Below are 24,018 nucleotides of genomic sequence, written 5' to 3' on the forward strand. Positions count from 1 at the left end.
ACCCCCTCCGCTTCCGTGACCAGCCGTCACCCCGCCGTGACAGCCTGCCCAAACCCGGGCGTGTCGCGTCGCCCCAGCTTCCGCACCCGCCACGGCATTTGGCACTCTGTGACGTCCGAGAGCATGCCCGGGGGATGCTCGGGAGGGGATGATGATCATGAACGCGACGCAGACAGGGCCGCAGGCCGCGAGGTCCGGCGACCCCCGCATCGGCTGGAGCGCCACCGAAACCATGCAGGCGCCCGCCCTCCACCACCGCCGCGACGGCATACTCCCCACCGTCGCCGCCGCCCTCTCCGTCCGCGGCGCCACGCTCACCGGCACCGCCGCCCGCGGCGACCAGGCCCCCGATCTGCACCATCTGGTGCAGGACTTCCTCGACACCCTCACCAGTTCGGAACGCGACCGTTTCACCGGGCGCTGCGCGGAGACCATCCTCATCTCGCGCCACATCGCCGCCGCCGACGCCACCCGCAGCAAACGCGCCGCGCGCAAACCCATGACCAACGGCGAAGCGCGCAAAGCCCTCAAGCAGGCCAAGCTCACCGCTCGCCGCATCCGCGAGGACGGCGATCCCCTGCACGGCAGCTTCGCCGCGCCGTGCCGCGCCTGCACCGCCCTGAGCGCCCACTTCGGAGTCCGCGTCGTCGACCCCGCGGCGGCCGACGGCTGACCCGGCGCCGCCGGACGCTGCCCCTGCGGCCCACACCCGGCCCACCACACCCACCCCCACACCACCAGCACCACCGGCACCATCCGCACCACCGGCTCAACCTGTACGACCGGCTCCACTTGTACGACCGCACCCCGCCGGGCGGCCGAACACCACCGCCGCCACACCGGCGCACTCGACGAACGAAGGGCAGATGCACACCGACCGCACCTCCACCACCCGCTTCCCCGTCCCCGTCGACGCCGCCCTGCGCGCCGCCGGCTGGCAGCCCGGGCGCTGGGACATACAACAGGCCGAAGTCTGGGCGGACGCCCTGCGCGAACACGTCTCACCCGCCGGCCACCGGCACGCCGTCTTCCCCGCCGCGGTCGAGGCCTGGGCCGAGTTCGGCGGCCTGCACATCGCACCCACCGGCCCCGGACGCCAGGTCGCCCCGGCCCACCTGCACTTCGACCCCCTGCACGGCCTCCACATGGCCCGCACCCTCGGCGACCTCGGCCGCGCCCTCGACACCGAGGTCTGCCCCCTCGGCGCCGAACCCGACACCCAGGCACTCCTCGCCATCGACTCCGAGGGACGTATCTACGCCCTCGACCACACCGGCGACTGGTACCTCGGCCCCGACATCGACCAGGCCCTCTCCGGCCTCGTCGCGGGCATAGAGCCGGTACGGCTCACCGCGGGCTGACCCGGCACCCCGCCCGGCCACCGGCACGGACAGCCGCCCACCGGGCACGGACAGCCGGTCGCCGCCCGGCTAGGCCGGAATCACCGCCGACACCCGGAAACCCCCCGCGTCCGTCGGCCCGGACACGAACACCCCGCCGAGCGCCACGACGCGCTCCTTCATCCCCACCAGGCCGTTCCCACCCGACGGCAGCCGCGCGGACGACGCCGACGACAACTCCGGCGGCGGACCGTTCTCCACCTGCATCGCGATCTCCGACATCCGATGCGCGAGCCGCACATGCGTCTTCGCGCCCGCCGCGTGCTTGTGGACGTTGGTCAACGCCTCCTGCACCACCCGGTACGCCGTCTGCTCGATCTCCGCCGCGTACCCCCGCGTCTCGCCCTCCACCGACAGCTCCACGACCATCCCCGCCGCGGCCGACTGCCCGATCAGCTCCTCCAGCTCCGACAGACAGGGCCCCTCCACGGCGCCCTCGTCCCCGCCGGCCAGCTCCCGGTCCGCCGCCGCGGCGGCGGCCGCCCCCACCGCGGCGAGCGGCACGACCGCACCCCGCGCCCGGTCCGCCGTGGCGGCCCCGCTGCGCAGCACGCCGAGCATCTCCCGCAGCTCGGTCAGCGCCTGCCGGCCCATGTCCCCCACCAGCGCGGCGTTCTTCACCGCCTTCTCCGGGTCCTTACGGGCGACCGCCTGCAGCGCGGCGGCGTGCACCACCATCAGACTCACCCGATGCGCGACGACGTCATGCATCTCCCGCGCGATCCGCGTCCGCTCCTCGCCCCGCGCCCACTCGGCACGCTCCTCCGCCCGCTCGGCCAGCAGCTGAAGCTCCCGTTCGAGGCTGTCCGCCCGCTCCCGCAGGCTCTCCATCAGCCGCCGTCGCGCACCGACGTACAGGCCGAGAAGAAGAGGAGGCGCGGTCACACCGAGGGCCGTGGTCACCGACGCGAACGGAACCACCCAGTCCCCGAAGGTCAGATCGCCCCGGGCCACGCCCTGGCGCACCCACACGAACGTCACGATCAACGTGCCGACGAACGACATCCCGGCCAGGGAGGCGATGATCCGCCGCGGCAGTTCGGAGGCGGCGAGCGTGTACAGCCCGACGATGCCGAGCAGGAACCCCATCTGGGCGGGCAGCACCGCGATCGACACGAGCACGACCGCGATGGGCCAGCGGCGGCGCAGCACCAGCACGGCACCGGCCAGTACCCCGAACACGACTCCCGCGGCCACCGGGATCCCGGCGTCACGGGCGAACCGGACCCCTTCCGCCCCGCACTCCAGTGCGGACACCACCGCCAGACTCACGTCCAGCACGGCACTGCGCATCCTGCCCCACCACCACAGCCCCGCCCCCGGTGGCGGGTCCCCGGCGCGGTCTTCCCCCGTCGTGGTCATGCCTCCAGCCTAAGGGCCGACCGCCCCGCCTTTCCGGCGAGTTTCGCGGACTGGCCTACACCACACTCCGTGACCGAACGTAAGCGAAACCGCCCGATATCCATCGAACAGTTGAATCACCTGCCGTTCAACTCCGGAACAGATCATTCCGCCCGGACGGTATGCCCACGGCACATTCACCCGCACAACCAGCGAGTGCGCGGACCCGAAGACGCCTCGGCCTCGCAGCGGGCCGCCCTCAAGGAACAGCACCCTCAAGACCGTTCACGAGAACGGCGGCGACTCCTGCCGGGGCTGACCGATCGTCCACGTCACGAGGAGCGCCGAGTTGCACCGTCGCACGGAGGGCGTCCGGTACGGCATAGTAGGAGGCGCCGCTCGGCGACCTGACTAAATGTCCGGTTCAGTCGAGAATGATCCCCCGTGGTGTAATTGGCAGCACTGTGGCTTTTGGTGCCATCTGTCCGGGTTCGAGTCCTGGCGGGGGAGCCCTGGTTCGTACGGGCCCTGACTGCTGACAGCGCAGTCAGGGCCCGCTCTCATATCCCCCATGAAACGCCCCGGTATCCTGCGGATGTCACCCCACCCCCGCCACATCCGAAGGGCAAACCGTGAGCGCCATTCGCCCGGCAGCCGTCGTCGTTCTCGCAGCGGGTGAGGGCACCCGTATGAAGTCGGCCACACCGAAGGTCCTGCACGAGATCTGCGGACGCAGCCTCGTGGGCCATGTGCTCGCCGCCGCACGTGAGTTGGACCCCGAGCATCTCGTCGTCGTGGTCGGCCACGCCCGCGAGCAGGTCACCACGCATCTCGGCGAGATCGACCCCGGCGTACGCACCGCCGTGCAGGCCGAGCAGAACGGCACCGGTCACGCCGTCCGTATGGCTCTGGAGGAGCTCGGCGGTGCCGTCGACGGCACGGTCGTCGTCGTGTGCGGCGACACCCCGCTGCTCACCGGCGAGACCCTCACCGCGCTCGCCGCCACCCACTCCGCGGACGGCAACGCCGTGACGGTGCTGACCGCCGAGGTCCCGGACGCGACGGGCTACGGGCGGATCGTGCGGGACGGCGCCTCCGGTTCCGTGACCGCGATCGTGGAGCACAAGGACGCGACGGAGTCGCAGCGGGCGATCCGGGAGATCAACTCGGGTGTGTTCGCGTTCGACGGGCAGCTGCTCGCGGACGCGCTGGGCAAGGTCCGCACCGACAACAGCCAGGGCGAGGAGTACCTGACCGACGTGCTCGGCATCCTGCGTGAGGCCGGTCATCGGGTGGGTGCCTCGGTGGCGGCCGATCACCGTGAGATCGCCGGGATCAACAACCGGGTGCAGTTGTCCGAGGCCCGCCGGATCCTCAACGACCGGCTGCTGACGGCCGCGATGCTCTCCGGTGTGACCGTGATCGATCCCGCGACGACGTGGGTCGATGTGACCGTGACGTTCGAGCAGGACGTGACGGTCCAGCCGGGCACGCAGCTGCAGGGCGCCACCCATCTGGGCGCGGGTGCCGAGGTCGGCCCGAACAGCCGGCTGAAGGACACGCGGGTCGGGGCCGGGGCGCGGGTGGACAACACCGTGTCCAACGGCGCCGTCGTCGGCGCGCAGGCGAGTGTGGGGCCGTTCGCGTATCTGCGTCCGGGAACGCGGCTGGGCGCGAAGGGCAAGATCGGTACCTACGTCGAGACGAAGAACGCCTCGATCGGCGAGGGGACGAAGATCCCGCACCTGTCGTACGTGGGTGACGCGACGATCGGTGAGCAGTCGAACATCGGTGCCGCGAGTGTGTTCGTGAACTATGACGGACAGGACAAACACCACACCACGGTCGGCTCGCACTGCCGTACCGGTTCGGACAACATGTTTGTGGCTCCTGTCACGATCGGGGACGGTGCGTACACCGCCGCCGGGTCCGTGATCACCAAGGACGTGCCGCCCGGTTCGCTGGCCGTGGCCCGTGGTCAGCAGCGGAATATCGAGGGTTGGGTGGCTCGCAAGCGTCCGGGCAGTGCGGCCGCGAAGGCCGCGGAGGCGGCGTCTCGGCAGGTCGAGGGCGAGGACTGACCGGAAACGGGTGCGCCAAACACGGCGTACCGTGATAAGTGCACACCCAGTTGAGACACCTCTGAGGAGACAGCTGTGACCGGGATCAAGACGACCGGCGAGAAGAAGTTGATGTTCTTCTCCGGCCGCGCCCACCCCGAGCTTGCCGAGGAGGTCGCCCAGCAGCTGGAGGTCGGGGTCGTCCCGACGAAGGCCTTCGACTTCGCGAACGGCGAGATCTACGTGCGCTACCAGGAGTCGGCGCGCGGCGCGGACTGCTTCGTGATCCAGAGCCACACGGCTCCGATCAACCAGTGGATCATGGAGCAGCTGATCATGATCGACGCACTGAAGCGTGCGTCGGCCCGCTCCATCACGGTCATCGTGCCGTTCTACGGTTACGCCCGTCAGGACAAGAAGCACCGTGGGCGTGAACCCATCTCGGCGCGTCTGATCGCGGACCTGATGAAGACGGCCGGTGCGGACCGCATCCTGACCGTCGATCTGCACACCGACCAGATCCAGGGCTTCTTCGACGGCCCGGTGGACCACCTCTTCGCCCTGCCGCTGCTCGCGGACTACGTGGGCCGCAAGGTCGACCGGGAGAAGCTGACGGTCGTCTCCCCGGACGCCGGCCGCGTGCGGGTGGCCGACCGCTGGTGCGACCGCCTGGGCGCCCCGCTGGCCATCGTGCACAAGCGGCGCGACAAGGACGTGGCGAACCAGGTGACCGTCCACGAGGTCGTCGGTGAGGTCAAGGGCCGGGTGTGCGTCCTGGTCGACGACATGATCGACACCGGTGGCACGATCTGCGCCGCCGCGGACGCCCTGTTCGCGCACGGCGCCGAGGACGTCATCGTGACAGCCACGCACGGTGTGCTCTCCGGCCCCGCCGCGGACCGGCTGAAGAACTCCCGCGTGGGCGAGTTCGTGTTCACCAACACCCTGCCGACGCCGGGTGAGCTGAGCCGTGATCTGGACAAGCTGACGGTGCTGTCGATCGCGCCGACCATCGCGAGCGCGGTGCGTGAGGTGTTCGAGGACGGCTCGGTGACGAGCCTCTTCGACGAGCAGTAGGAATCGCGCGGCGGACCGTGCCGCAGAGATCCTTTTGGGAACGGCCTCCCCTTCCGAGTAGACTGCTTCAGTTGCTCGGCGAGGGAGGCCGTTTCCCGTTCACGGGATCCGGCGGTCCGTTATCGACGCGCTCTTCGTAGCAGGCCGTTCGTGGCCGGGTGACCACGTCCGCCCCCAGTTTTCTACGAGGAGTGATCATGTCCGAGGTCAAGATCTCCGCCGAGACCCGTACCGAGTTCGGTAAGGGCGCCGCCCGTCGCATCCGTCGTGACTCGAAGGTCCCCGGTGTCCTGTACGGCCACGGCTCGGACCCGCTGCACCTGACCCTGCCGGGCCACGACCTGCTGCTCGCGCTGCGTACGCCGAACGTCCTGATCGCCCTGGACATCGACGGCAAGACCAACGAGCTCGCGATCCCGAAGTCCGTGCAGCGTGACCCGATCAAGGGCTTCCTGGAGCACGTCGACCTGCTGCTGGTCAAGCGCGGCGAGAAGGTCACGGTCGAGGTCCCGGTGCACGCCGAGGGCGAACTGGCCGCCGGTGGCAACCTGCTGGAGCACGTCCTGAACGCGCTGCCGGTCGAGGCCGAGGCCACGCACATCCCCGAGTCCTTCACCGTGTCCGTCGAGGGCCTGGAGGCCGGCTCCTCCGTCCTCGCCAAGGACATCAAGCTGCCCAAGGGCACCACGCTGGCCGTCGAGGAGGACACGGTCGTCCTCCAGGTCCTGGCCGCCCAGGCCGAGGAGGCCCCCGAGGGCGAAGAGGCCGAGGGCGAGGAAGTCGCCGAGGCCTGATCCCCGGCTCCGGCGGAGGTGTGATCCTCGCCTCCGTCATCGCTTCGTCAGCCGCTGTTCCCGTGGGGGGCAGCGGCTGGCGCGTATCAATGGAGACATGGACGTGACGACCGATCCGAGTGCGCCGTGGCTGGTTGCCGGCCTCGGTAATCCGGGACCCGAGTACGCGATGAACCGGCACAACGTGGGGTTCATGGTGGCGGATCTGCTGGCCGAGCGGATCGGGGGGAAGTTCAAGCGGGCCGGGAAGGCGCAGGCGCAGGTCGTCGAGGGGCGGATCGGACCGCCGGGGCCGCTGAACCGGCGGGTGATCCTGGTGAAGCCGATGTCGTACATGAACCTGTCCGGCGGGCCGTTGAACGCGTTGCGGGATTTCTACAAGGTGCCCGTGGGCAACATCGTCGCCGTGCATGACGAGTTGGACATCGACTACGGCACGCTGCGGTTGAAGCTCGGTGGCGGGGACAACGGGCACAACGGGCTGAAGTCGATGACGAAGGTGATGGGTGCGGACTATCACCGGGTGCGGTTCGGGATCGGCCGGCCTCCGGGTCGGATGCAGGTCGCGGACTTCGTGCTGAAGGATTTCGGGTCGGCGGAGCGCAAGGAGCTGGACTACTTCGTGGACCGTGCGGCGGATGCGGTGGAGTGTCTGGTGATCGAAGGGCTGGAGCGGGCGCAAAGCACGTACAACTCCTGACTTGTCCGCCTGTCCGGCCGGGCCGAGGTTGACCGGGCGCAGGGGCATGGCCAAGGATCGCGGCCATGCCTTCTGCCGTTGTCTCCAGTCAGGGCGCTGTCTCGGCGCTGCGGTTCGGGCGGCTCGCGGCGATGGGTACGGTCGCGGTGCTGATCCTGATCGCGGGGGTCTGGGCGTCGTGGGGCACGGCTCAGCATGTGATGCTCACGAAGGGCCGGGAGAGCGGCACGATCGAGGTGACGCGGTGTGGTGCGGACACCTGCAGCGGGCCGTACACGCCGGTGTCGCAGGGTTCTCGGGCGCGTGCGTCGGTCGTGGTCGAGAAGAACGTGGCCGTGCGCAAAGGGCAGACGTACACGGTCGTGATCAAGCCGGGCAGTGACGAGGTCGTGCGGTCGGGGCCGGCGGGCGTGCTCTATGCGTGGGTTCCGCTGGGTGGGGCATTGCTGCTGGCGTCGGTGGTGGTCGCGGGCGGGTTGCGGCGGACGCGGTCGGCATGGGTGCTGGCGGGGTTGGGAACAGCCTTGCTGACGGCGGCTTTTGTGGTGGTTTGACGGCGCTCAGGGGCCGTCAGGGGTGTGTTGCTTGTGGCAATTCTGTTCGTTCCCTGTTCGTGATTGACCTGGAGTCATTCCCGGCAGGAAGCTGAGCCGCCCCCTCCACATCTTCCCGTTCCTTCTCGAAGATGGACTACTGCCCCATGCGTACCCTCAACCGCGTCGGTGCCCTGTCCGCCGTCGCCGCGGCAGCGCTGCTGTCCGCTCCGGCCGCGCACGCGACCGCTCCTGGTGACAACGGCACCGTGAAGATCCATGACGCCACCACTGGCGAGGAACTGCGCAAGAACGAGCCGCACGTGTGCGAGTTCTACCTCGACGCGTTCGGTTTTGACTCCGTCCAGCAGGTCTCCTGGCATATCGAGGCCTGGGCTCCGACGGCCGCCGTCAAGGGCGAGACCGTCGAGTCCGGCGCGATCACGCTGGACGGCGACGGTCACGGCCGCACGGACGACATGACGCTGCCCGACGGCCACTACAAGCTGTTCTGGAACTTCGACGGCGAGAAGGGTGCCGCGAAGCACAAGGTGTTCTGGACGGACTGCGAGGACGAGGAGCCGGGCGGCGGCACGCCCACGCCGTCCGCCTCCGAGCCCGGGTCCGAGACGCCGGGCGAGGAGACCACCGAGCCGGCCGCGACCCCGTCCACGTCCGCCGGCGAGGCGGCCCCGTCGTCCTCGCCGTCCACGCAGGGCGACGCCGAGGGCGACCTCGCCGAGACCGGCAACGGTGCCCCGGTGGGCCTGCTGTCGGCGGCCGCGGCCGCGCTGCTGGGCGCCGGCGGCTACCTGGTGTTCCGGCGTCGCAGGGCCTGACGCGCGGAACAGGTGAACGAACGGTGCCCCCGTGCTCGTACGAGCGCGGGGGCACTGTCGTGTGTGCGGTCAGCCGGTGTTGCGCAGGCCGGCCGCCACGCCGTTGACGGTCAGGAGCAGGGCGCGGGAGAGCAGCGGGTCGGGTTCGGCGTCGCTCGCCGCCGCCTCGCGCTGGCGCTTGAGCAGGGCGACCTGGAGGTAGGAGATCGGGTCCAGGTAGGCGTCGCGGATGGCGAACGTCTGCTTCAGCACGGGCTGCGCGGCGAGGAGTTCGCTCTCCCCGGTGACGCGCAGGACCTCGGCGACGGTGAGTTCGTGCTCGGTGACGATGTCGTCGAAGACGTGCTTCAGGTTGTCCGGGACCAGCGTGTCGACGTAGTGGCGGGCGATGCGCAGGTCGGTCTTCGCGAGGGTCATCTCGACGTTGGAGATGAAGTTGCGGAAGAAGTGCCACTGCTCGTGCATCTCGTCGAGCACGGTGTCCAGGCCCGCCTCGCGCAGCGCCTTGAGGCCGGAGCCCACACCGAACCAGCCGGGCACGATCTGCCGCGACTGGGTCCAGCCGAACACCCACGGGATGGCGCGCAGCCCGTCGAGGGAGACTCCCGAGCCGGGGCGGCGGGAGGGCCGCGAGCCCAGGTGCAGGTCGGCGAGCTGGTCCACCGGCGTCGACGCGAGGAAGTACGTCGGCAGGTCCGGGTCCTCGACGAGCTTGCGGTACGCGGCGTGGGCGGCGTCGCTGACGACGTCCATGGCCGCGTCCCAGCGGGCGAGTGCCTCGCCGGACTGGCGGGGCGCGGTGTGCAGGGCGGACGCCTGGAGCGTGGCCGCGACGGTCAGCTCCAGGTTCTCCCTGGCCAGGGACGGCACGAGGTACTTGTCGGAGATGACCTCGCCCTGCTCGGTGACCTTGATCTCGCCTTCGAGGGTGCCCCAGGGCTGGGCGAGGATCGCGTCGTGCGAGGGGCCGCCGCCGCGGCCGACGGTGCCGCCGCGGCCGTGGAAGAGGCGCAGCCGGACGCCGTAGCGGTGGGCGACGTCGCGCAGGCGGCGCTGGGCGCGGTGGATCTCCCACTGCGAGGTGGTGATGCCGCCGAACTTGGAGGAGTCGGAGTAGCCGAGCATGACCTCCTGGACGTCGCCCCTCAGCGCGACGAGGCGCCGGTAGGACGGGTCGGAGAGCATGTCCTCCAGGATGGTGTCGGCGGCCTTGAGCTCGTCGGTGGTCTCCAGCAGCGGCACGATGCCGATCTTGGCCCAGCCGGCGTGCAGGTCGATCAGGCCGGCCTCGCGGGCGAGGACGGTCGCGGCGAAGACGTCGTCGGCGCCCTGGCACATGGAGATGATGTACGACTCGACGACCTCGGGTCCGAAGACCTTCAGGGCCCGCTTGATCGTCTCGAACACGCCGAGGGTCTTCTCGCCGGCCGCGTCGACCGGCGCCGGGGTGGGCGCGAGGGGCCGGCGGGAGCGCAGTTCCTTGGCGAGCAGCTTGGCGCGGTACTCGCGGGGCATGTCGGCGTAGCGCCAGGACTCCTCGCCGAGGCGGTCGAAGAGCTGGCCGAGGGCGTGGTGGTGGGCGTCGGCGTGTTCGCGGACGTCCATGGTGGCGAGCTGGAGGCCGAACGCGGACAGCGTGCGGATGGTGCGGTTCATGCGGCCGTCGGCGAACAGTCCGCCGCGGTGTTCGCGCAGCGAGCTCTGGATCAGCTTCAGGTCCTGCAGCAGTTCGCCGGTGCCGAGGTAGTCGCGGCCGGCCTCGTGCGGGATGTTCCTGGCGAGCCGGGTCTTGGTGTTCTCCAGCTTCTGCCGGACGCAGGTGGCCTTGAGCCGGTAGGGCTCCTCGGCGTTGAGGCGCTTGTAGCGGGGGCTGATCTCGGGCAGGGCGTCGAGGTCGGCCTTGAGGGACTCCAGGAGTTCCTCGGTGGCGCCGGTGTAGCGGATGGAGTTCGACAGGAAGCCGCGCAGCTCGTCGATCATCTCCAGGGCGTCGTTGATGCCGTGCTCGTGCTGGAGGATGAGGACGTCCCAGGTCACCTGGGGGGTGACGTTGGGGTTGCCGTCGCGGTCGCCGCCGATCCAGGTGCCGAAGGTGAGCGGGCGGGTGGCGTCGGGCAGCTTGTAGCCGACGCGCTCCAGTTCCGCGGTCAGGTCCTCCAGGACGTCGCCGACGGCGCCGGCGTGCAGTTCGTCGAGGTAGTAGATGGCGTTGCGGGCCTCGTCGGCGGGCTCGGGGCGTACGACGCGCAGCTCGTCGGTCTGCCAAACGAGGTCGATGTTCTCGGCCAGTCGGGTGTCGTGGCGGCGCCGGTCCCCTTCGAGGACGGGGGCCTCCAGAAGGGCGGCGATGCGCCGGAGCTTGTTGAGGACCGAGCGGCGGGCGGCCTCGGTGGGGTGCGCGGTGAAGACCGGGCGGACGTTGAGGTGCTCGATCGTCTGGCGCAGGTGCTCGGGGTCGGCGTCCTTCAGCCGGTCGGCCGTACGGGCCAGGAGGCCGCCCTCGGCGGCGCGCCGGGCGCGCAGCTCGCGGCCTCGGTGGACCTGCTCGGTGACGTTGGCCAGGTGGAAGTAGGTGGAGAAGGCGCGGACCAGCTTGGCCGCGGTGTCCAACTCGGTGCCCCTCAGCAGCTCGGCGGCTGCTTCGCCGTCCTCGCGGGTGAGACGGCGGACCTTCTCGACGAGATCGAGCAGCTCGGGGCCTTCCTGGCGGACGAGGGTCTCGCCCAGGAGGTCACCCAGTCGGCGGATGTCGGCTCGCAGCTCACTGCCGGTCGTCGTGGTCTGGTCGTCGGCACTGCTCACAGGTGCGGCTCCTTGCAGTGTTGAAGCTCGTCCGGGAGGGAACCCGGTCGCAGGTGCCGCGCGGCGGGTGCCGCATACGGCTCCTGACTTCCGGGAAGAAATCAGAGCGGACCGCGCTGTCCGACCGACACCAGGATAGGTGTCCATGCGGACGCGCAGACTCTCGGGCTCTTGCCGCCGGGCAACGCACTGCCATACTTACGTCGCCGTAGGTTACGGAACCGTAGGCACCCTCGTAACGAAACCCGGGAATGGTTCCGGCAACCCCGGCACCTGCCAAAACCCTCGACCCCACAGGGGACGCCCCATGACCACGAGCTCCGATGTGATCGAAGACGCCCCGAAGGCGAACGACGACACCCCGACGACCTCTGCCACGCTCGGCGGCGAGAAGAAGGGGTCGCTCGAGCAGTTCGCGCTCCTCCTCTTCATCGTCGTCCCGTTCCTGGCGCTCGGCGCAGCGGTGCCGCTGGCCTGGGGCTGGGGCGTGAGCTGGCTCGACCTCGGTCTGCTGGTCTTCTTCTACTTCTTCGCCTGCCACGGCGTCACGATCGGCTACCACCGCTACTTCACCCACGGTTCCTTCAAGGCGAGGCGTCCGCTGCGCATCGCGCTCGCGATCGCCGGCTCGATGGCGGTGGAGGGCCCGCTGGTGCGGTGGGTCGCCGACCACCGCAAGCACCACAAGTTCTCCGACGCGGAGGGTGACCCGCACTCGCCGTGGCGGTACGGCGAGACCGTCCCGGCGCTGATGAAGGGCCTGTGGTGGGCGCACATCGGCTGGATGTTCGACGAGGAGCGCACCCCGCAGGACAAGTACGCGCCGGATCTGATCAAGGACCGGGCGATCCGCACGATCTCGCGTCAGTTCATCTGGTGGACGGTGCTGTCGCTGGCCCTGCCGGCGATGATCGGCGGTCTGGTGACGATGTCCTGGTGGGGCGCCTTCACCGGCTTCTTCTGGGGCTCCCTGGTCCGGGTGGCGCTGCTGCACCACGTGACGTGGTCGATCAACTCGATCTGCCACGCGGTGGGCAAGCGGCCGTTCAAGTCGCGTGACCGCTCGGGCAACGTGTGGTGGCTGGCGGTCCTGTCGTGCGGCGAGTCCTGGCACAACCTCCACCACGCCGACCCGACGTCGGCCCGGCACGGTGTGGAGCGCGGGCAGATCGACTCCTCGGCCCGGATCATCCGCTGGTGCGAGATGTTCGGCTGGGCCTACGACGTGCGCTGGCCGTCACGCTCACGTATCGATTCGCGCCGGAACGACGAGGAAGGCAGCGCCCGGCGCCGGAAGGAACCCGTAAAGACGGCATGATTGACGCCGTGGCGACCGACTCCAGCAGTACCCCCAGCAACGAGAAGCCTCGGCGGACGCGCCGTACCCGGATGACCGGTGCGGAGCGCCGCCAGCAGCTGCTGGAGATCGGTCGCACCCTCTTCGCCGCGAAGGGGTTCGAGGGCACGTCGGTGGAGGAGATCGCCGCGAAGGCGGGAGTCTCGAAGCCGGTGGTGTACGAGCACTTCGGCGGCAAGGAGGGGCTGTACGCGGTCGTGGTGGACCGGGAGATGCGGCGGCTGCTCGACATGGTGACGAGCAGCCTGACGGCGGGCCACCCACGGGAGCTGTGCGAGCAGGCCGCCTTCGCCCTCCTGGACTACATCGAGGAGTACACGGACGGTTTCCGCATCCTGGTCCGTGACTCGCCCATCCCCCAGTCGACGGGGTCCTTCGCCTCGCTGATCTCGGACATCGCCACCCAGGTGGAGGACATCCTGGGCCGCGAGTTCAAGAGCCGCGGCTTCGACCCCAAGCTGGCCCCCCTGTACGCGCAGGCCCTGGTCGGCATGGTCGCCCTGACCGGCCAGTGGTGGCTGGACGTGCGCCGCCCCAAGAAGGCGGAGGTGGCGGCCCATCTGGTGAATCTGGCCTGGCACGGGCTGGACGGCCTGGAGGCGAAGCCGCATCTGATAGGGCGCCGCAAGAGCTGACCCCGCCGCCGGCGCCGGCCGTCGCCCGGCCGGCGCCCGGTCGGCGCGCTCAGTGCTTGAAGGTGTCCTTGCCCTTCTCCTTCGCCTGGCGCGCGTCGCCCTTCATCTGGTCGGCCTTGCCCTCGGCGGTCATGCGCTCGTTGCCGACGACGCGGCCCACGGCTTCCTTGGCCTTGCCCTTGGCCTGCTCCTTCATGGCACGGGTCTTCTCTTCCTTCGCCACGTTGCTCACTCCCGCAAGGTTGGACTTCGCTGTCCCCCAGCGGGTGACCCGGTGCGGGGCCGCTCAAACAGCGGCCTGGGCCTCCAGGAACTCCAGCCGGTTGCCCACCGGGTCCCGGGAGTAGAACCGCCGGTGCCCGGGCAGGCTGTCGTCCCACTCCACCGGCACCCCGTGCGCCCTCAGCCGGTCGCCGTACCGCTCGATCCCGGTGACCCGCAGCCCGGGGTGCGCCTTCCTCGCCGGTCTGAAGCCGGTCTCGATGCCGAGGTGCAGCTGCACGCCGCCCGCCCGGAACCAGCAGCCGCCGCGCGCGGCGAGCACGGAGGGCTTGGGGATCTCGGTCATGCCGAGGACGTCCACGTAGTACGTCCGCAGCCGTTCCTCCGAGCCGGGCGGGGCCGCGAGCTGCACATGGTCGACGGCGGTGATCATCACGCCTCCCTGCGGGCCACGGCGAAGATCCGGCGGAACGGGAAGGGCGTGCCGTGCGCGCCGGTGGGATAGGCCGTGCGCAGGGCCGCCCGGTACTCGTCCAGGAAGGCGTCGCGCCGCTCGGGTTCGTCGGCGAGCGCGGTGAGGACCGGCCGCAGCCCCGTCCCCTTGACCCAGTCCAGCACCGGGTCCTCGCCGGTCAGGAGGTGGACGTACGTCGTCTCCCACACGTCCGCCGCGCAGCCCAGGTCGGCCAGCCGGGCCAGGTAGTCGCGCGGGTCGAGCACGGCGTCGTCGTGGCGCAGGACGTCGTCGAGGCCGTGGCGGGGCGCGAGGTCGCGCATCAGGCGGTGGCTGGGTGCGGCGAAGTTGCCGGGGACCTGGAAGGCGAAGGTGCCGCCGGGACGCAGGGCGGCCACCCAGTCCGCGAACCGGTCCGCGTGCCCGGGCACCCACTGGAGCGTGGCGTTGCTGATGATCAGGTCGTGCGGCTGCCCGGGCGTGAAGGTCCGTACGTCGGCCGGGGCGAAGTCGAGGCGGCCGCCGCCGGCCGTGGGGCCCTCGTGCTCGACGTGGGCCTTGTCGAGCATCTCGGCGGAGTTGTCGTAGCCGGTGATGTGCGCGGTGGGCCAGCGTTCGGCGAGCAGGGCGGTGACGTTGCCGGGTCCGCAGCCGAGGTCCGCGATGCGGGGCCGCTCGGTGGGCAGGCCCGGGACGCGGGCCAGCAGGTCGGCGAAGGGGCGGGCGCGGTGGCCGGCGTGACGCAGATACTGGGCGGGGTCCCAGGTGGGGGTGGCGGCAGCGGACATGAGGGCCTCCTGTCTCGGCTCGCTCTCCAGCCTGCCCTGACAGGTATCTTGACGTCAAGAGACTTCACGTCGACACAACCACTACACTGATCGTCATGGAGGACGAGGTCGATCGGCTGGTCGCAGCGTGGCGCCGGGAGCGCCCTGACCTCGACGTGGAACCGCTCGAGGTGCTCAGCCGCGTCAGCAGACTGGCCCGGCATCTGGACCGCGCACGCCGGCTCGCCTTCTCCGAGCACAGCCTGGAACCCTGGGAGTTCGACGTACTGACCGCGCTCCGGCGCGCGGGGACGCCGTATCAGCTCTCCCCGGGACAGCTGCTGACCCAGACCCTGGTCACCTCGGGCACGATGACGAACCGCATCGACCGCCTGGCCAAGAAGGGCCTGGTGGAGCGGCTGCCCGATCCCAGCGACCGGCGCGGGGTCCTCGTCCGGCTCACGGACGAGGGGCGCGATCGGGCGGATCAGGCGCTTGCCGGGCTGCTGGACCAGGAGCGGGCGATCCTGGCGGAGCTCTCGCGGGCGCAGCGGGGTGAACTGGCCGGGTTGCTGCGCCAGTTGACCGCGCCGTTCGACAACATTCCCGGCTGAGCCGAGAGCCGCGACCTACCGTTCGCCGTCCGCGGCTCCGTCGTGGCTGGTCGCGCAGTTCCCCGCGCCCCTGGGGGGTGCGGCTCAGCGGTGCCGGTCAGGGCCGTCGGCACGGCCCCCGCCCCTTGGGGGGTGCGGCTCAGCGGTGCCGGTCAAGGCTGTCGGCACGGCCCCCGCGCCCTGGGGGTGGAGTTCGGCTGCGTGCGTCAGGCGCTGCTGCTTTCCTCCGGGATGATGCGGCCCGTCGCGCCCAGGTCCACCGGGCCCACCCCCGCACGGCGGGCGAGTGCGACCGCGGCCAGGGTCGAGTGGACGCCCAGCTTGCCGAGGACGTTCTGCATGTGTGTGCGGACGGTGTGCGGGGAGAGATACAGGCGCTCGGCGACGGCCTTGCGCCCCAGGCCCGCCACCATGCAACGCAGCACCTCGCGCTCCCGCGGTGTCAGCGACTCGACCAGCCGCTCGCTCTCGGTGCGGTGCTTGCGGGCCGCCGTCAGCTCCCGCAGCACCCCGGTGAGCAGGGCGGGCGGCAGATGGGTCTCGTCGCGCAGCACCCCGCGGATGACGGTGAGCAGCCGGGACAGCGAGCAGTCCTTGGCCACCCAGCCGGACGCACCGGCCTGCAGCGCGAGCGCGGCCCGGCGCGGATCGTCCTTCTCGGCGAGGACGACGGTCCGAACCGCCGGCTGCGCGGAGCGGACCCCGGCGACCAGCGAGATGCCGTCCACGAGCCCGTCCTCGCCCACCTCCTGAACGGGCACGGCGGGCCGGACACCTGGCACGTTGCCGCCCAGATCGGCGTCGACGAGCAGGACATCGAACCGGCGCCCCTCGGCGGCGGCGCGCTCCAGACTGCGCAGCGCGGCCGGACCGCTGCCCGCGGCGGAGACGTCGACGTCGGGCTCGGCGGCCAGGGCGGCGGCGAGCGACTCGGCGAAGATGCGGTGGTCGTCGACGACCAGCACTCGGATGCGAACCACGAAACCCCCTTCCCCACGCTCTCGAAGAGCAGGGGATACCCCATCGTCGAAGACGACACCGGGAGACGAACACCGTCGCGGGCACGACGCCCGAAGCGGGGATGGCGCACGGCCGCCGCCGTGCAGGAACTGCTACCCCCCACTTCGGGCGTCGAACCCGACCTGTCTCGCCCCCTGATCAGCACCGGCCCCCACCGGTGCTGTTCATCAGGGTACGGCCGGGGGCCAGGAGCGGAAGGTAATTTGCAGAACTGGTTGTCCAGCGCGTTTATGGTGAGCCGCATGTTTCGTCTGGAGACAGAAGTCGACAAATCACGGCTGGATCTGCTCCGCCGCCGGCTGCGGGACGCCAACACCGCGGCCTCCCCGATCCTGCGCGCCCTGCGCGGAACCCCAGGTGAACGTGAACTTCCGCTCCAGGTATGGGCCTTGCACGACTCCGGCGCCCTGGCCGGCGGTCTCGTCGGCCACACCTGGACCAGTTGGCTCCACGTCACCTATCTCTGGGTCGACGAGCGCGCCCGCGGGACCGGACTGGGTTCGCAGTTGCTCGCACACGCGGAGAGCGTGGCCCGTGCCGAACGGGGCTGCACCTCGGCACGCGTGGAGACCTGGGACTTCCAGGCGCCGGGGTTCTACCGGAAGCAGGGGTACGAGGTGGTCTGCGTGATCCCGGACTATCCGCCGGGCATCACGGAGTACACGCTGACCAAACATCTGAACCAGAGCTGAGTCTCAGTGTCGTCTCAGACACCTCCCCTACCCTCCGCCCCATGAGCATGCTGCGGAAGCTGAACTCGAAGATCGGTGCGACGACCGGGTACCAGGTGCGCAAGGTGCCCGTCCCCCGGCCGGCGCCGGGCAGCCTCGACGCCATACCGAAGCCCCGCGGTCCGCGCCCGGAGCGCCCCGCGGCCGAGGCCGCGGGCAGGCCCGTGGATCCGGCGGTGGACCGGCTGCTGAAGCGGCCGGTGTTCATCCTGACGTCGGTGCGGTCCGGATCGACGCTGCTGCGCATGATGCTGGGCGCGCACTCCCGGCTGCACGCCTCGCACGAGCTGCATCTGACCGGTCTGGAGGTGTACTTCAAGGCGCACAGCCCGACCGAGAAGTCCATGCGCGCGCTCGGGCTCGGGCACGAGGAGCTCGAAGCGCTGCTGTGGGACCGCACCCTGCACCGGGAGCTGGTGAAGGCCGGCAAGTCGTTCGTCGTGGAGAAGACCCCGGGCAACGCCTTCGCCTGGCGGCGCATCGCCGCGGCCTGGCCCGACGCCCGCTTCGTCTTCCTGCGCCGGCATCCGGCCGCGGTGGCCCGGTCCTGGCACGAGGCCGTCCCGGACCGCACCGCCGGCGACGCGGCCACCCGCGTACTGAAGTACATGGAGGCCATGGAGGAGGCGTACGCCGAGGTCGGCGGGCACATCCTGCGCTACGAGGACCTCACCGCCGACCCCGCCGCAGCGCTCGGCGGCATCTGCCGCTTCCTGGAGCTGGAGTACGAGCCCGGCATGCTCGACTACGGCGGCAGCCTGGAGGGCGCCGTGCTGGGCGGCGGCTTCGGCGACTGGAACGACAAGATCCGCTCGGGCCGCGTCCAGCCGGACCGCCCGGCACCGCCGCCGGACGACATCCCGGAGGCGCTGCGGCCGATGTGCCGCGAGTGGGGGTACCTCTGAGCGAGCCGGCCCGCAGCGCCGCCCCCTCCCCCGGGGGCGGGCAGGCGCGTGGCGCCGCCCTCAGGGGCGCGGGGAACTGCGCGACCAGCCCCCACGGCGCCGCACACGACCGACAACGTGACGCGGCCCACCCAGCGGAGCGTCAGCGCACGCGCCGCGCCCCCGCCGCCGGTACCGCCTCGAACACCCTCGGCGCCGTGAACCCGGCGCCGGCGAAGGCCGCTTCGACCGCCTTGGTGACGGTCTCCACGTCCGCCGCCTCGGCCAGCACGATCGCCGAGCCGCCGAAGCCGCCGCCCGTCATCCGCGCGCCCAGGGCGCCACTGGCCAGGGCCGTGTCCACGACCAGGTCCAGCTCCGGGCAGGAGATGCGGAAGTCGTCCCGCAGGGAGGCGTGTCCCTCGGTCAGCACCGGGCCGATCGCCCGTGTCTCACCCGACTCCAGCAGCGCCACGACCCGCTCGACCCGCTGGTCCTCGGTGACGACGTGGCACACCAGCCGGCGCACCTCCTCCTCGTCCCCGAGCCGGTCGAGGGCCGCGGCCAGGTCGTCGTAGGCGATGTCGCGCAGCGCGTCCACGCCCAGCAGCGCGGCGCCCTTCTCGCAGCCGGCGCGGCGCTTGCCGTACTCGCCCTCGCTGTGCGAGTGCTTGACCCGGGTGTCGACGACCAGCAGCCGCATGCCCTCGGCGGCCAGGTCGAAGGGGATCTGCTTCTGGGACAGGTCGCGGGTGTCGAGGAACAGGGCGTGCCCCGCCTCGCAGCACGCGGACGCCGTCTGGTCCATGATCCCGACCGGGGCGCCGACGTACACGTTCTCCGCCCGCTGGCACAGCCGGGCCAGCTGCCAGCCCTTCTGACCCAGGTCGTACAGGTCGTTCAGGGCGAGCGCCACGACGACCTCCAGGGCCGCCGACGAGGACAGGCCGGCGCCGGCCGGGACCGTGGAGGCCAGGTGGATGTCGGCGCCGGTCACGGCGTGGCCGGCCTGGCGCAGCGCCCACACCACGCCCGACGGGTACGCCGTCCAGTCACGGTCCGACTCGGGTTCGAGGTCGTCGACGCGCACTTCGACGACGCCGCCCTCGACGTCCTCCGAGTGCAGCCGCAGCACGCCGTCGGCGCGCCGTGAGACCGCCGCGACCGCGGTGTGCGGCAGCGCGAACGGCATGACGAAGCCGTCGTTGTAGTCGGTGTGCTCGCCGATCAGGTTGACCCGGCCCGGCGCGGCCCACACCCCCTCCGGCCCGGCCCCGTACAGCTCCTCGAACCGCTCGGCGACCGCGGCTGCCGTGTCGACGTTCATCCCCTGACCCTGACCTTCCCTGCTGAACCGGCCGAACCGGCCGAAGCGGCCGGTGAGTTGACCGGCCGCACGCCTGAGAACCTGCGGCCGGCGGCACCGGCCGTAGAACTTAACCTGCGCGTCGCTGCGCGAACTCCCACGCGTCCGCGACGATGCCCGCGAGGTCCGCGCGGGACGGGTTCCAGCCGAGCCGCTCGCGGGCGGCGTCGGCGGAGGCGACCAGGACCGCCGGGTCGCCGCCCCTGCGCGGGGCCGTGACCTCGGGGATCGGGTGTCCGGTGACCTGGCGGACGGTCTCGATGACCTGGCGGACGGAGAAGCCGTTGCCGTTGCCGAGGTTGCAGATGAGGTGCTCGCCCGGCTTGGCCGCCTTCAGCGCCAGCAGGTGGGCGTCGGCCAGGTCGGCGACGTGGATGTAGTCGCGCACGCAGGTGCCGTCCGGCGTCGGGTAGTCGTCGCCGAAGACGGAGATCGCCTCACGCCGGCCCTGGGCGACCTGGAGGACGAGCGGGATCAGGTGCGACTCGGGGTCGTGGCGCTCGCCGTACTCGCCGTAGGCGCCGGCGACGTTGAAGTACCTCAGCGACACGGCACCGAGGCCGTGGGCCGCCGCCTCTCCGGTGATCATGTGGTCGACGGCGAGCTTGGAGGCGCCGTAGGGGTTGGTGGGCTGCGTCGGGGCGGACTCGACGATCGGTACCTCGGCCGGCTCGCCGTAGGTGGCCGCCGTGGAGGAGAAGACGAGCTTGCGCACGCCCGCCTCACGCATGGCACCGAGCAGCGCCATGGTGCCGCCGACGTTGTTGTCCCAGTACTTCTCGGGCTTCACGACCGACTCGCCGACCTGCGAGAACGCGGCGAAGTGCAGCACCGCGTCGAAGGAGGAGTCCAGCCACTTGGCGGCGTCACGGATGTCGCCCTCGATGAAGGACGCCCCGGACGGCACACCCTCGCGGAAGCCGGTGGTGAGGTTGTCGAGCACGACGACCTCGTCACCCGCCTCGATCAGGTGCTGCGCGACCACGCTGCCGACGTAGCCGGCTCCGCCGGTGACCAGAAACTTCCCACTCATCTACTCGCTACCTCTCGCAGTCGCTCGGCCGCGCGCTCCGGCGGCACGTCGTTGATGAACACGTTCATGCCGGACTCGGAACCCGCGAGGAACTTCAGCTTGCCGGAAGTGCGGCGGATGGTGAAAAGCTCGAGGTGAAGCGCGAAATCGTCCCGCACGACGCCCTCGAAGTCCTCCAGCGTGCCGAACGGCGCCTGATGCCAGGCGGCGATGTACGGCGTCGAGGACTCACCCTCACCGAAGATCCGGTCGAAGCGCCTCAAGAGTTCCAGATAAACCTTGGGGAACTCTGAGCGGGCGTCCTCACCGAGGGCGAGCAGATCGGGCACACGGCGCTTGGGGTACAGGTGGACCTCGTACGGCCAGTGGGCGGCGTACGGCACGAAGGCCGCCCAGTGTTCACCCTCCAGGACGACCCGCTCGTCGGCGAGTTCACGCTCCAGGACGGCGTCGAACAGGTTTTCCCCGCCGGTGGCGTCCTTGTGCGCGGCGAGAGAGCGCAGCATCAGGGCGGTGCGCGGCGTGGTGAAGGGGTAGGCGTAGATCTGCCCGTGCGGGTGCCCCAGGGTGACACCGATCTCGGCGCCGCGGTTCTCGAAGCAGAACACCTGCTGGACGGAGGGGAGGGAGGACAGCTCCGATGTCCGGTCCGTCCACGCGTCCAGGACCAGCCGCGCCTGCTCCTCGGAGAGGTCGGCGAAGGACGCGTTGTGGTCGGAGGTGAAGCAGACGACCTCGCAGCGCCCCGAGTCGCCGGCGAGCGAGGGGAAACGGTTCTCGAAGACCACGGCGTCGTACGACGAGTCGGGGATCTCGCTCAGCCGGTCGCCCTCGGAGGGGCACAGCGGGCACTGGTCGGCCGGCGGGTGGTACGTCCGCCCCTGCCGGTGCGAGGCGATGGCGACCGCGTCGCCCAGCAGCACGTCGTGACGGATCTCGGACGACGTGACGGTCCGCTCCAGAGGGCGGCGGTCGACCGCGTCCCGCACGGTGTCGTCGCGCAGGTCGTAGTAGATGAGCTCACGACCGTCGGCCAGTCGGGTCGAGGTCTTCTTCACGCCGGACTCCATTTCGAGCCGCTCAGGGTTCTTCCGAGTCTCCATCAAACAGAACTAAACACAGCGAAACACAACTCACCACCCGCGTCAACATCACAATCAAACAAAGAGCATCACCGGACGTGTTCAATTACTGAACGCAGGGGCGTAGGTTCCGCTCTGTATCGATTCGCGAGACGAAGCGAGTACGCATGCAAACCCCCACAATTTCCCCCACCACCCCCACCTACCTCGCGGCCGAGTTGCGGCTCCCGACGAACTGGCTCGACTACACGCTGCTCGGCATCTACTTCGTGGTGGTGCTGGGCATCGGCTTCGCGGCCCGCCGCTCGGTGAAGACCACCCTCGACTTCTTCCTCTCCGGGCGCTCCCTGCCTGCCTGGGTCACCGGCCTGGCCTTCATCTCCGCCAACCTGGCCGCCACCGAGATCCTCGGCATGGCCGCCAACAGTGCCCAGTACGGCGCCTACACCGTCCACTGGTACTGGATCGGCGCCATCCCGGCCATGGTGTTCCTCGGCCTGGTGATGATGCCCTTCTACTACGGCAGCAAGGTCCGCTCGGTCCCCGAGTTCCTGCTCCTGCGCTTCGACAAATGGGCACACCTGCTCAGTTCGATCCTGTTCGCCTTCGCGGCGATCCTGATCGCCGGCGTCAACCTGTACGCCCTGGCGATCGTGGTCGAGGCCCTGCTGGGCTGGCCGCAGTGGGTGGCCATCGTGGTCGCCGGCTTCTTCGTGCTCGCGTACATCACCCTCGGCGGGCTGTCCTCCGCGATCTACAACGAGGTCCTGCAGTTCTTCGTGATCCTGGCCGCGCTGATCCCGATCACCGTGCTGGCGCTGAAGAAGGTCGGCGGCTGGGACGGCCTGAGCGACAAGCTGACCCAGACCCACGGCGACGACTTCGTCACCGCGTGGGGCGGCACCGGCATCGGCGAGGCGAACCCGCTGGGCGCGAACTGGCTGACCATCGTCCTCGGCCTCGGCTTCGTGCTCTCCTTCGGCTACTGGACGACGAACTTCGCCGAGGTCCAGCGGGCGCTGTCCGCGAAGAACCTCTCGGCCGCCCAGCGCACGCCGCTGATCGCGGCGTTCCCGAAGATCTTCATCGTGTTCCTGGTGATGATCCCGGGCCTGGCGGCCGCGGCCCTGGTCCCCGGCTTCGGCACGGAGGAGTCGGGCTACCAGTACAACGACGCCATCCCCTATCTGATGGAGGGGCTGCTGCCCAACGGCGTGCTGGGCATCGCGGTGACCGGTCTGCTGGCCGCGTTCATGGCCGGCATGGCGGCGAACGTGTCGTCCTTCAACACGGTGTTCACCACGGACATCTGGGCGAAGTACGTGGTCAAGGACCGCGAGGACTCCTACTATGTCCGCTTCGGACGGCTGATCACGGCCGTCGGTGTCATGGCCTCGATCGGCACGGCGTTCCTGGCCTCGTCGTTCTCGAACATCATGAGCTACCTCCAGACGCTGTTCTCCTTCTTCAACGTGCCGATGTTCGTGGTCTTCATCGTCGGCATGTTCTGGAAGCGGGCGTCGATGAAGTCGGGCTTCTGGGGTCTGCTCGCCGGCACGACGGCGGCGATGGTGAACTACTTCGTCTTCTACAAACTGGACATCATCTCCATCCCCACCGACCAGGGCGCCAACTTCGTCTCCGCGATCGCGGGATTCGTGGCCGGCGCGGTCGTCATGATCGCCGTCTCCCTGTTCACCGCTCCCAAGCCGACGGAGGAACTCCAGGGCCTGGTCTACGGCACCCGCTCCCCGGGGATGGCCGAGCCGCCGGCCGAGGGCGACGACGCGTGGTACCGCAAGCCGGCGTTGCTGGGCTGGGGCGCGGTGGTGCTGGCGGCCGCCTGCTACATCCCGTTCTCGTTCTCGTTCTGACGACGGAGGACTGACAGACCATGACCGACCATCACTCCGAACACCCCAGGTCCTCCGGATTCTCCGAGCAGGACGTCCAGCGCGAGGTCAGCGAACTCCAGGGGCAGTCGACGACGGCCGCGCGGCTGTTCGACATCCGGCGCATCATCGGCGGGCTCTTCGTGATCTACGGCGTGATCGTCACGATCGCCGGGCTCACCGATGACGACGCCGCCATCGACAAGGCCGAGGGCGTCAACATCAACCTGTGGACCGGGCTGGGGATGCTGCTGCTGGGCATCTTCTTCCTGGTCTGGCTGAAGTTGCGGCCGACGGCTCCGCCACCGCCGGATGTCGAGGCGGAGGAGGAGGCCGGGGCGGCGCCGAAGGGCTGACGGTGGGTGGGGGCGGGCCATTCCTTTCTCGCCCCCGCCGCCCCTGCCTTCCCGTCCCC

At 70.3% G+C, this 24,018-nt stretch carries 24 protein-coding genes and 1 tRNA gene; 16 read left to right on the top strand and 9 right to left on the bottom strand.

The window, feature by feature from the left end:
- Positions 1-148 precede the first annotated feature (148 nt).
- Positions 149-673, top strand: a complete 525-nt coding sequence (locus tag ACGFW6_RS25115; RefSeq protein WP_393513942.1) for a YwqJ-related putative deaminase — start codon at positions 149-151, stop codon at positions 671-673.
- A 193-nt stretch (positions 674-866) separates the two neighbouring features.
- The gene (locus ACGFW6_RS25120; protein ID WP_393513945.1) at positions 867-1,361 is read left to right on the top strand and encodes an SUKH-3 domain-containing protein; all 495 of its coding nucleotides are present in this window, start codon (positions 867-869) and stop codon (positions 1,359-1,361) included.
- 69 nt (positions 1,362-1,430) lie between these two features.
- On the opposite strand, the gene ACGFW6_RS25125 is transcribed toward ACGFW6_RS25120, so the two are convergent.
- Positions 1,431-2,762 (bottom strand): sensor histidine kinase, encoded by a 1,332-nt coding sequence (locus ACGFW6_RS25125; protein ID WP_393513948.1) that lies wholly within the window; start codon positions 2,760-2,762, stop codon positions 1,431-1,433.
- Between the two features lie 417 nt (positions 2,763-3,179).
- Here ACGFW6_RS25125 and ACGFW6_RS25130 point away from each other — a divergent pair.
- From ACGFW6_RS25130 to ACGFW6_RS25160, 7 genes are all read left to right on the top strand, one after another.
- Positions 3,180-3,251, top strand: a tRNA-Gln gene (locus ACGFW6_RS25130).
- Positions 3,252-3,373: 122 nt separating this feature from the next.
- Positions 3,374-4,822, top strand: coding sequence for a bifunctional UDP-N-acetylglucosamine diphosphorylase/glucosamine-1-phosphate N-acetyltransferase GlmU (gene glmU, locus ACGFW6_RS25135; protein WP_393513951.1), 1,449 nt, complete (start codon positions 3,374-3,376; stop codon positions 4,820-4,822).
- Between the two features lie 75 nt (positions 4,823-4,897).
- Positions 4,898-5,878: a ribose-phosphate diphosphokinase gene (locus tag ACGFW6_RS25140; protein ID WP_030952253.1), complete on the top strand. Its 981-nt coding sequence runs from the start codon at positions 4,898-4,900 to the stop codon at positions 5,876-5,878.
- Positions 5,879-6,075: 197 nt separating this feature from the next.
- The gene (locus tag ACGFW6_RS25145) at positions 6,076-6,672 is read left to right on the top strand and encodes a 50S ribosomal protein L25/general stress protein Ctc (RefSeq protein WP_330354664.1); all 597 of its coding nucleotides are present in this window, start codon (positions 6,076-6,078) and stop codon (positions 6,670-6,672) included.
- Between the two features lie 97 nt (positions 6,673-6,769).
- Positions 6,770-7,372 carry an aminoacyl-tRNA hydrolase gene (gene pth / locus ACGFW6_RS25150; protein ID WP_393513956.1) on the top strand — a complete coding sequence of 201 codons (603 nt, stop codon included), beginning with the start codon at positions 6,770-6,772 and terminating at the stop codon, positions 7,370-7,372.
- Between the two features lie 65 nt (positions 7,373-7,437).
- Positions 7,438-7,926, top strand: a complete 489-nt coding sequence (locus ACGFW6_RS25155; protein WP_393513959.1) for a hypothetical protein — start codon at positions 7,438-7,440, stop codon at positions 7,924-7,926.
- A gap of 146 nt (positions 7,927-8,072) precedes the next feature.
- Positions 8,073-8,744, top strand: coding sequence for an LPXTG cell wall anchor domain-containing protein (locus ACGFW6_RS25160; RefSeq protein WP_393513962.1), 672 nt, complete (start codon positions 8,073-8,075; stop codon positions 8,742-8,744).
- Positions 8,745-8,813: 69 nt separating this feature from the next.
- On the opposite strand, the gene ppc is transcribed toward ACGFW6_RS25160, so the two are convergent.
- Positions 8,814-11,546 carry a phosphoenolpyruvate carboxylase gene (ppc, locus tag ACGFW6_RS25165; RefSeq protein ID WP_393513965.1) on the bottom strand — a complete coding sequence of 911 codons (2,733 nt, stop codon included), beginning with the start codon at positions 11,544-11,546 and terminating at the stop codon, positions 8,814-8,816.
- A 307-nt stretch (positions 11,547-11,853) separates the two neighbouring features.
- Between ppc and ACGFW6_RS25170 the strand changes: the two genes are divergently transcribed.
- On the top strand, positions 11,854-12,864 hold the full coding sequence (locus ACGFW6_RS25170; RefSeq protein ID WP_393513968.1) for an acyl-CoA desaturase: 1,011 nt from the start codon (positions 11,854-11,856) through the stop codon (positions 12,862-12,864).
- Entirely contained in the window at positions 12,861-13,538 is a 678-nt protein-coding gene (locus ACGFW6_RS25175; RefSeq protein ID WP_393513971.1) for a TetR family transcriptional regulator, read from the top strand. The genes ACGFW6_RS25170 and ACGFW6_RS25175 overlap by 4 nt, the downstream gene beginning before the upstream one ends.
- A 49-nt stretch (positions 13,539-13,587) precedes the next feature.
- Here ACGFW6_RS25175 and ACGFW6_RS25180 read toward each other — a convergent pair whose 3' ends face one another.
- From ACGFW6_RS25180 to ACGFW6_RS25190, 3 genes are all read right to left on the bottom strand, one after another.
- Entirely contained in the window at positions 13,588-13,761 is a 174-nt protein-coding gene (locus ACGFW6_RS25180) for a CsbD family protein (protein WP_271664250.1), read from the bottom strand.
- Positions 13,762-13,824: 63 nt separating this feature from the next.
- The gene (locus tag ACGFW6_RS25185; protein ID WP_393513974.1) at positions 13,825-14,193 is read right to left on the bottom strand and encodes a VOC family protein; all 369 of its coding nucleotides are present in this window, start codon (positions 14,191-14,193) and stop codon (positions 13,825-13,827) included.
- Positions 14,193-15,002: a trans-aconitate 2-methyltransferase gene (locus ACGFW6_RS25190; RefSeq protein ID WP_393513977.1), complete on the bottom strand. Its 810-nt coding sequence runs from the start codon at positions 15,000-15,002 to the stop codon at positions 14,193-14,195. The genes ACGFW6_RS25185 and ACGFW6_RS25190 overlap by 1 nt, the downstream gene beginning before the upstream one ends.
- Before the next feature lie 95 nt (positions 15,003-15,097).
- On the opposite strand from ACGFW6_RS25190, the gene tamR reads away from it, so the two are divergent.
- The gene (gene tamR / locus ACGFW6_RS25195) at positions 15,098-15,595 is read left to right on the top strand and encodes a MarR family transcriptional regulator TamR (protein WP_059196100.1); all 498 of its coding nucleotides are present in this window, start codon (positions 15,098-15,100) and stop codon (positions 15,593-15,595) included.
- 206 nt (positions 15,596-15,801) lie between these two features.
- Here tamR and ACGFW6_RS25200 read toward each other — a convergent pair whose 3' ends face one another.
- Positions 15,802-16,575 carry a response regulator transcription factor gene (locus ACGFW6_RS25200; protein WP_150502036.1) on the bottom strand — a complete coding sequence of 258 codons (774 nt, stop codon included), beginning with the start codon at positions 16,573-16,575 and terminating at the stop codon, positions 15,802-15,804.
- A 270-nt stretch (positions 16,576-16,845) separates the two neighbouring features.
- On the opposite strand from ACGFW6_RS25200, the gene ACGFW6_RS25205 reads away from it, so the two are divergent.
- On the top strand, positions 16,846-17,307 hold the full coding sequence (locus tag ACGFW6_RS25205) for a GNAT family N-acetyltransferase (RefSeq protein WP_393514205.1): 462 nt from the start codon (positions 16,846-16,848) through the stop codon (positions 17,305-17,307).
- Positions 17,308-17,348: 41 nt separating this feature from the next.
- Complete coding sequence (locus tag ACGFW6_RS25210) at positions 17,349-18,251, top strand: sulfotransferase family protein (RefSeq protein ID WP_393513980.1); 903 nt, start codon at positions 17,349-17,351, stop codon at positions 18,249-18,251.
- Positions 18,252-18,393: 142 nt separating this feature from the next.
- Here ACGFW6_RS25210 and galK read toward each other — a convergent pair whose 3' ends face one another.
- The 3 genes from galK to galT all read right to left on the bottom strand — a co-directional run bounded on the left by galK (position 18,394) and on the right by galT (position 21,687).
- The gene (gene galK / locus ACGFW6_RS25215; RefSeq protein ID WP_393513983.1) at positions 18,394-19,557 is read right to left on the bottom strand and encodes a galactokinase; all 1,164 of its coding nucleotides are present in this window, start codon (positions 19,555-19,557) and stop codon (positions 18,394-18,396) included.
- 109 nt (positions 19,558-19,666) lie between these two features.
- On the bottom strand, positions 19,667-20,629 hold the full coding sequence (gene galE, locus ACGFW6_RS25220) for a UDP-glucose 4-epimerase GalE (protein WP_393513985.1): 963 nt from the start codon (positions 20,627-20,629) through the stop codon (positions 19,667-19,669).
- Positions 20,626-21,687, bottom strand: coding sequence for a galactose-1-phosphate uridylyltransferase (gene galT, locus ACGFW6_RS25225; protein WP_393513988.1), 1,062 nt, complete (start codon positions 21,685-21,687; stop codon positions 20,626-20,628). The genes galE and galT overlap by 4 nt, the downstream gene beginning before the upstream one ends.
- 191 nt (positions 21,688-21,878) lie before the next feature.
- On the opposite strand from galT, the gene ACGFW6_RS25230 reads away from it, so the two are divergent.
- Both ACGFW6_RS25230 and ACGFW6_RS25235 read left to right on the top strand, forming a co-directional pair.
- A complete protein-coding gene (locus tag ACGFW6_RS25230) occupies positions 21,879-23,585 on the top strand; it encodes a sodium:solute symporter family protein (RefSeq protein WP_393513991.1) in 1,707 nt (568 codons plus the stop codon).
- A 20-nt stretch (positions 23,586-23,605) separates the two neighbouring features.
- A complete protein-coding gene (locus tag ACGFW6_RS25235) occupies positions 23,606-23,959 on the top strand; it encodes a hypothetical protein (protein ID WP_393513994.1) in 354 nt (117 codons plus the stop codon).
- The last annotated feature ends 59 nt before the right edge of the window (positions 23,960-24,018 follow it).

Origin of the sequence: Streptomyces sp. Y7, from assembly GCF_043195415.1 — a bacterium.
In the GTDB taxonomy this organism is placed as follows: Bacteria; Actinomycetota; Actinomycetes; order Streptomycetales; family Streptomycetaceae; genus Streptomyces.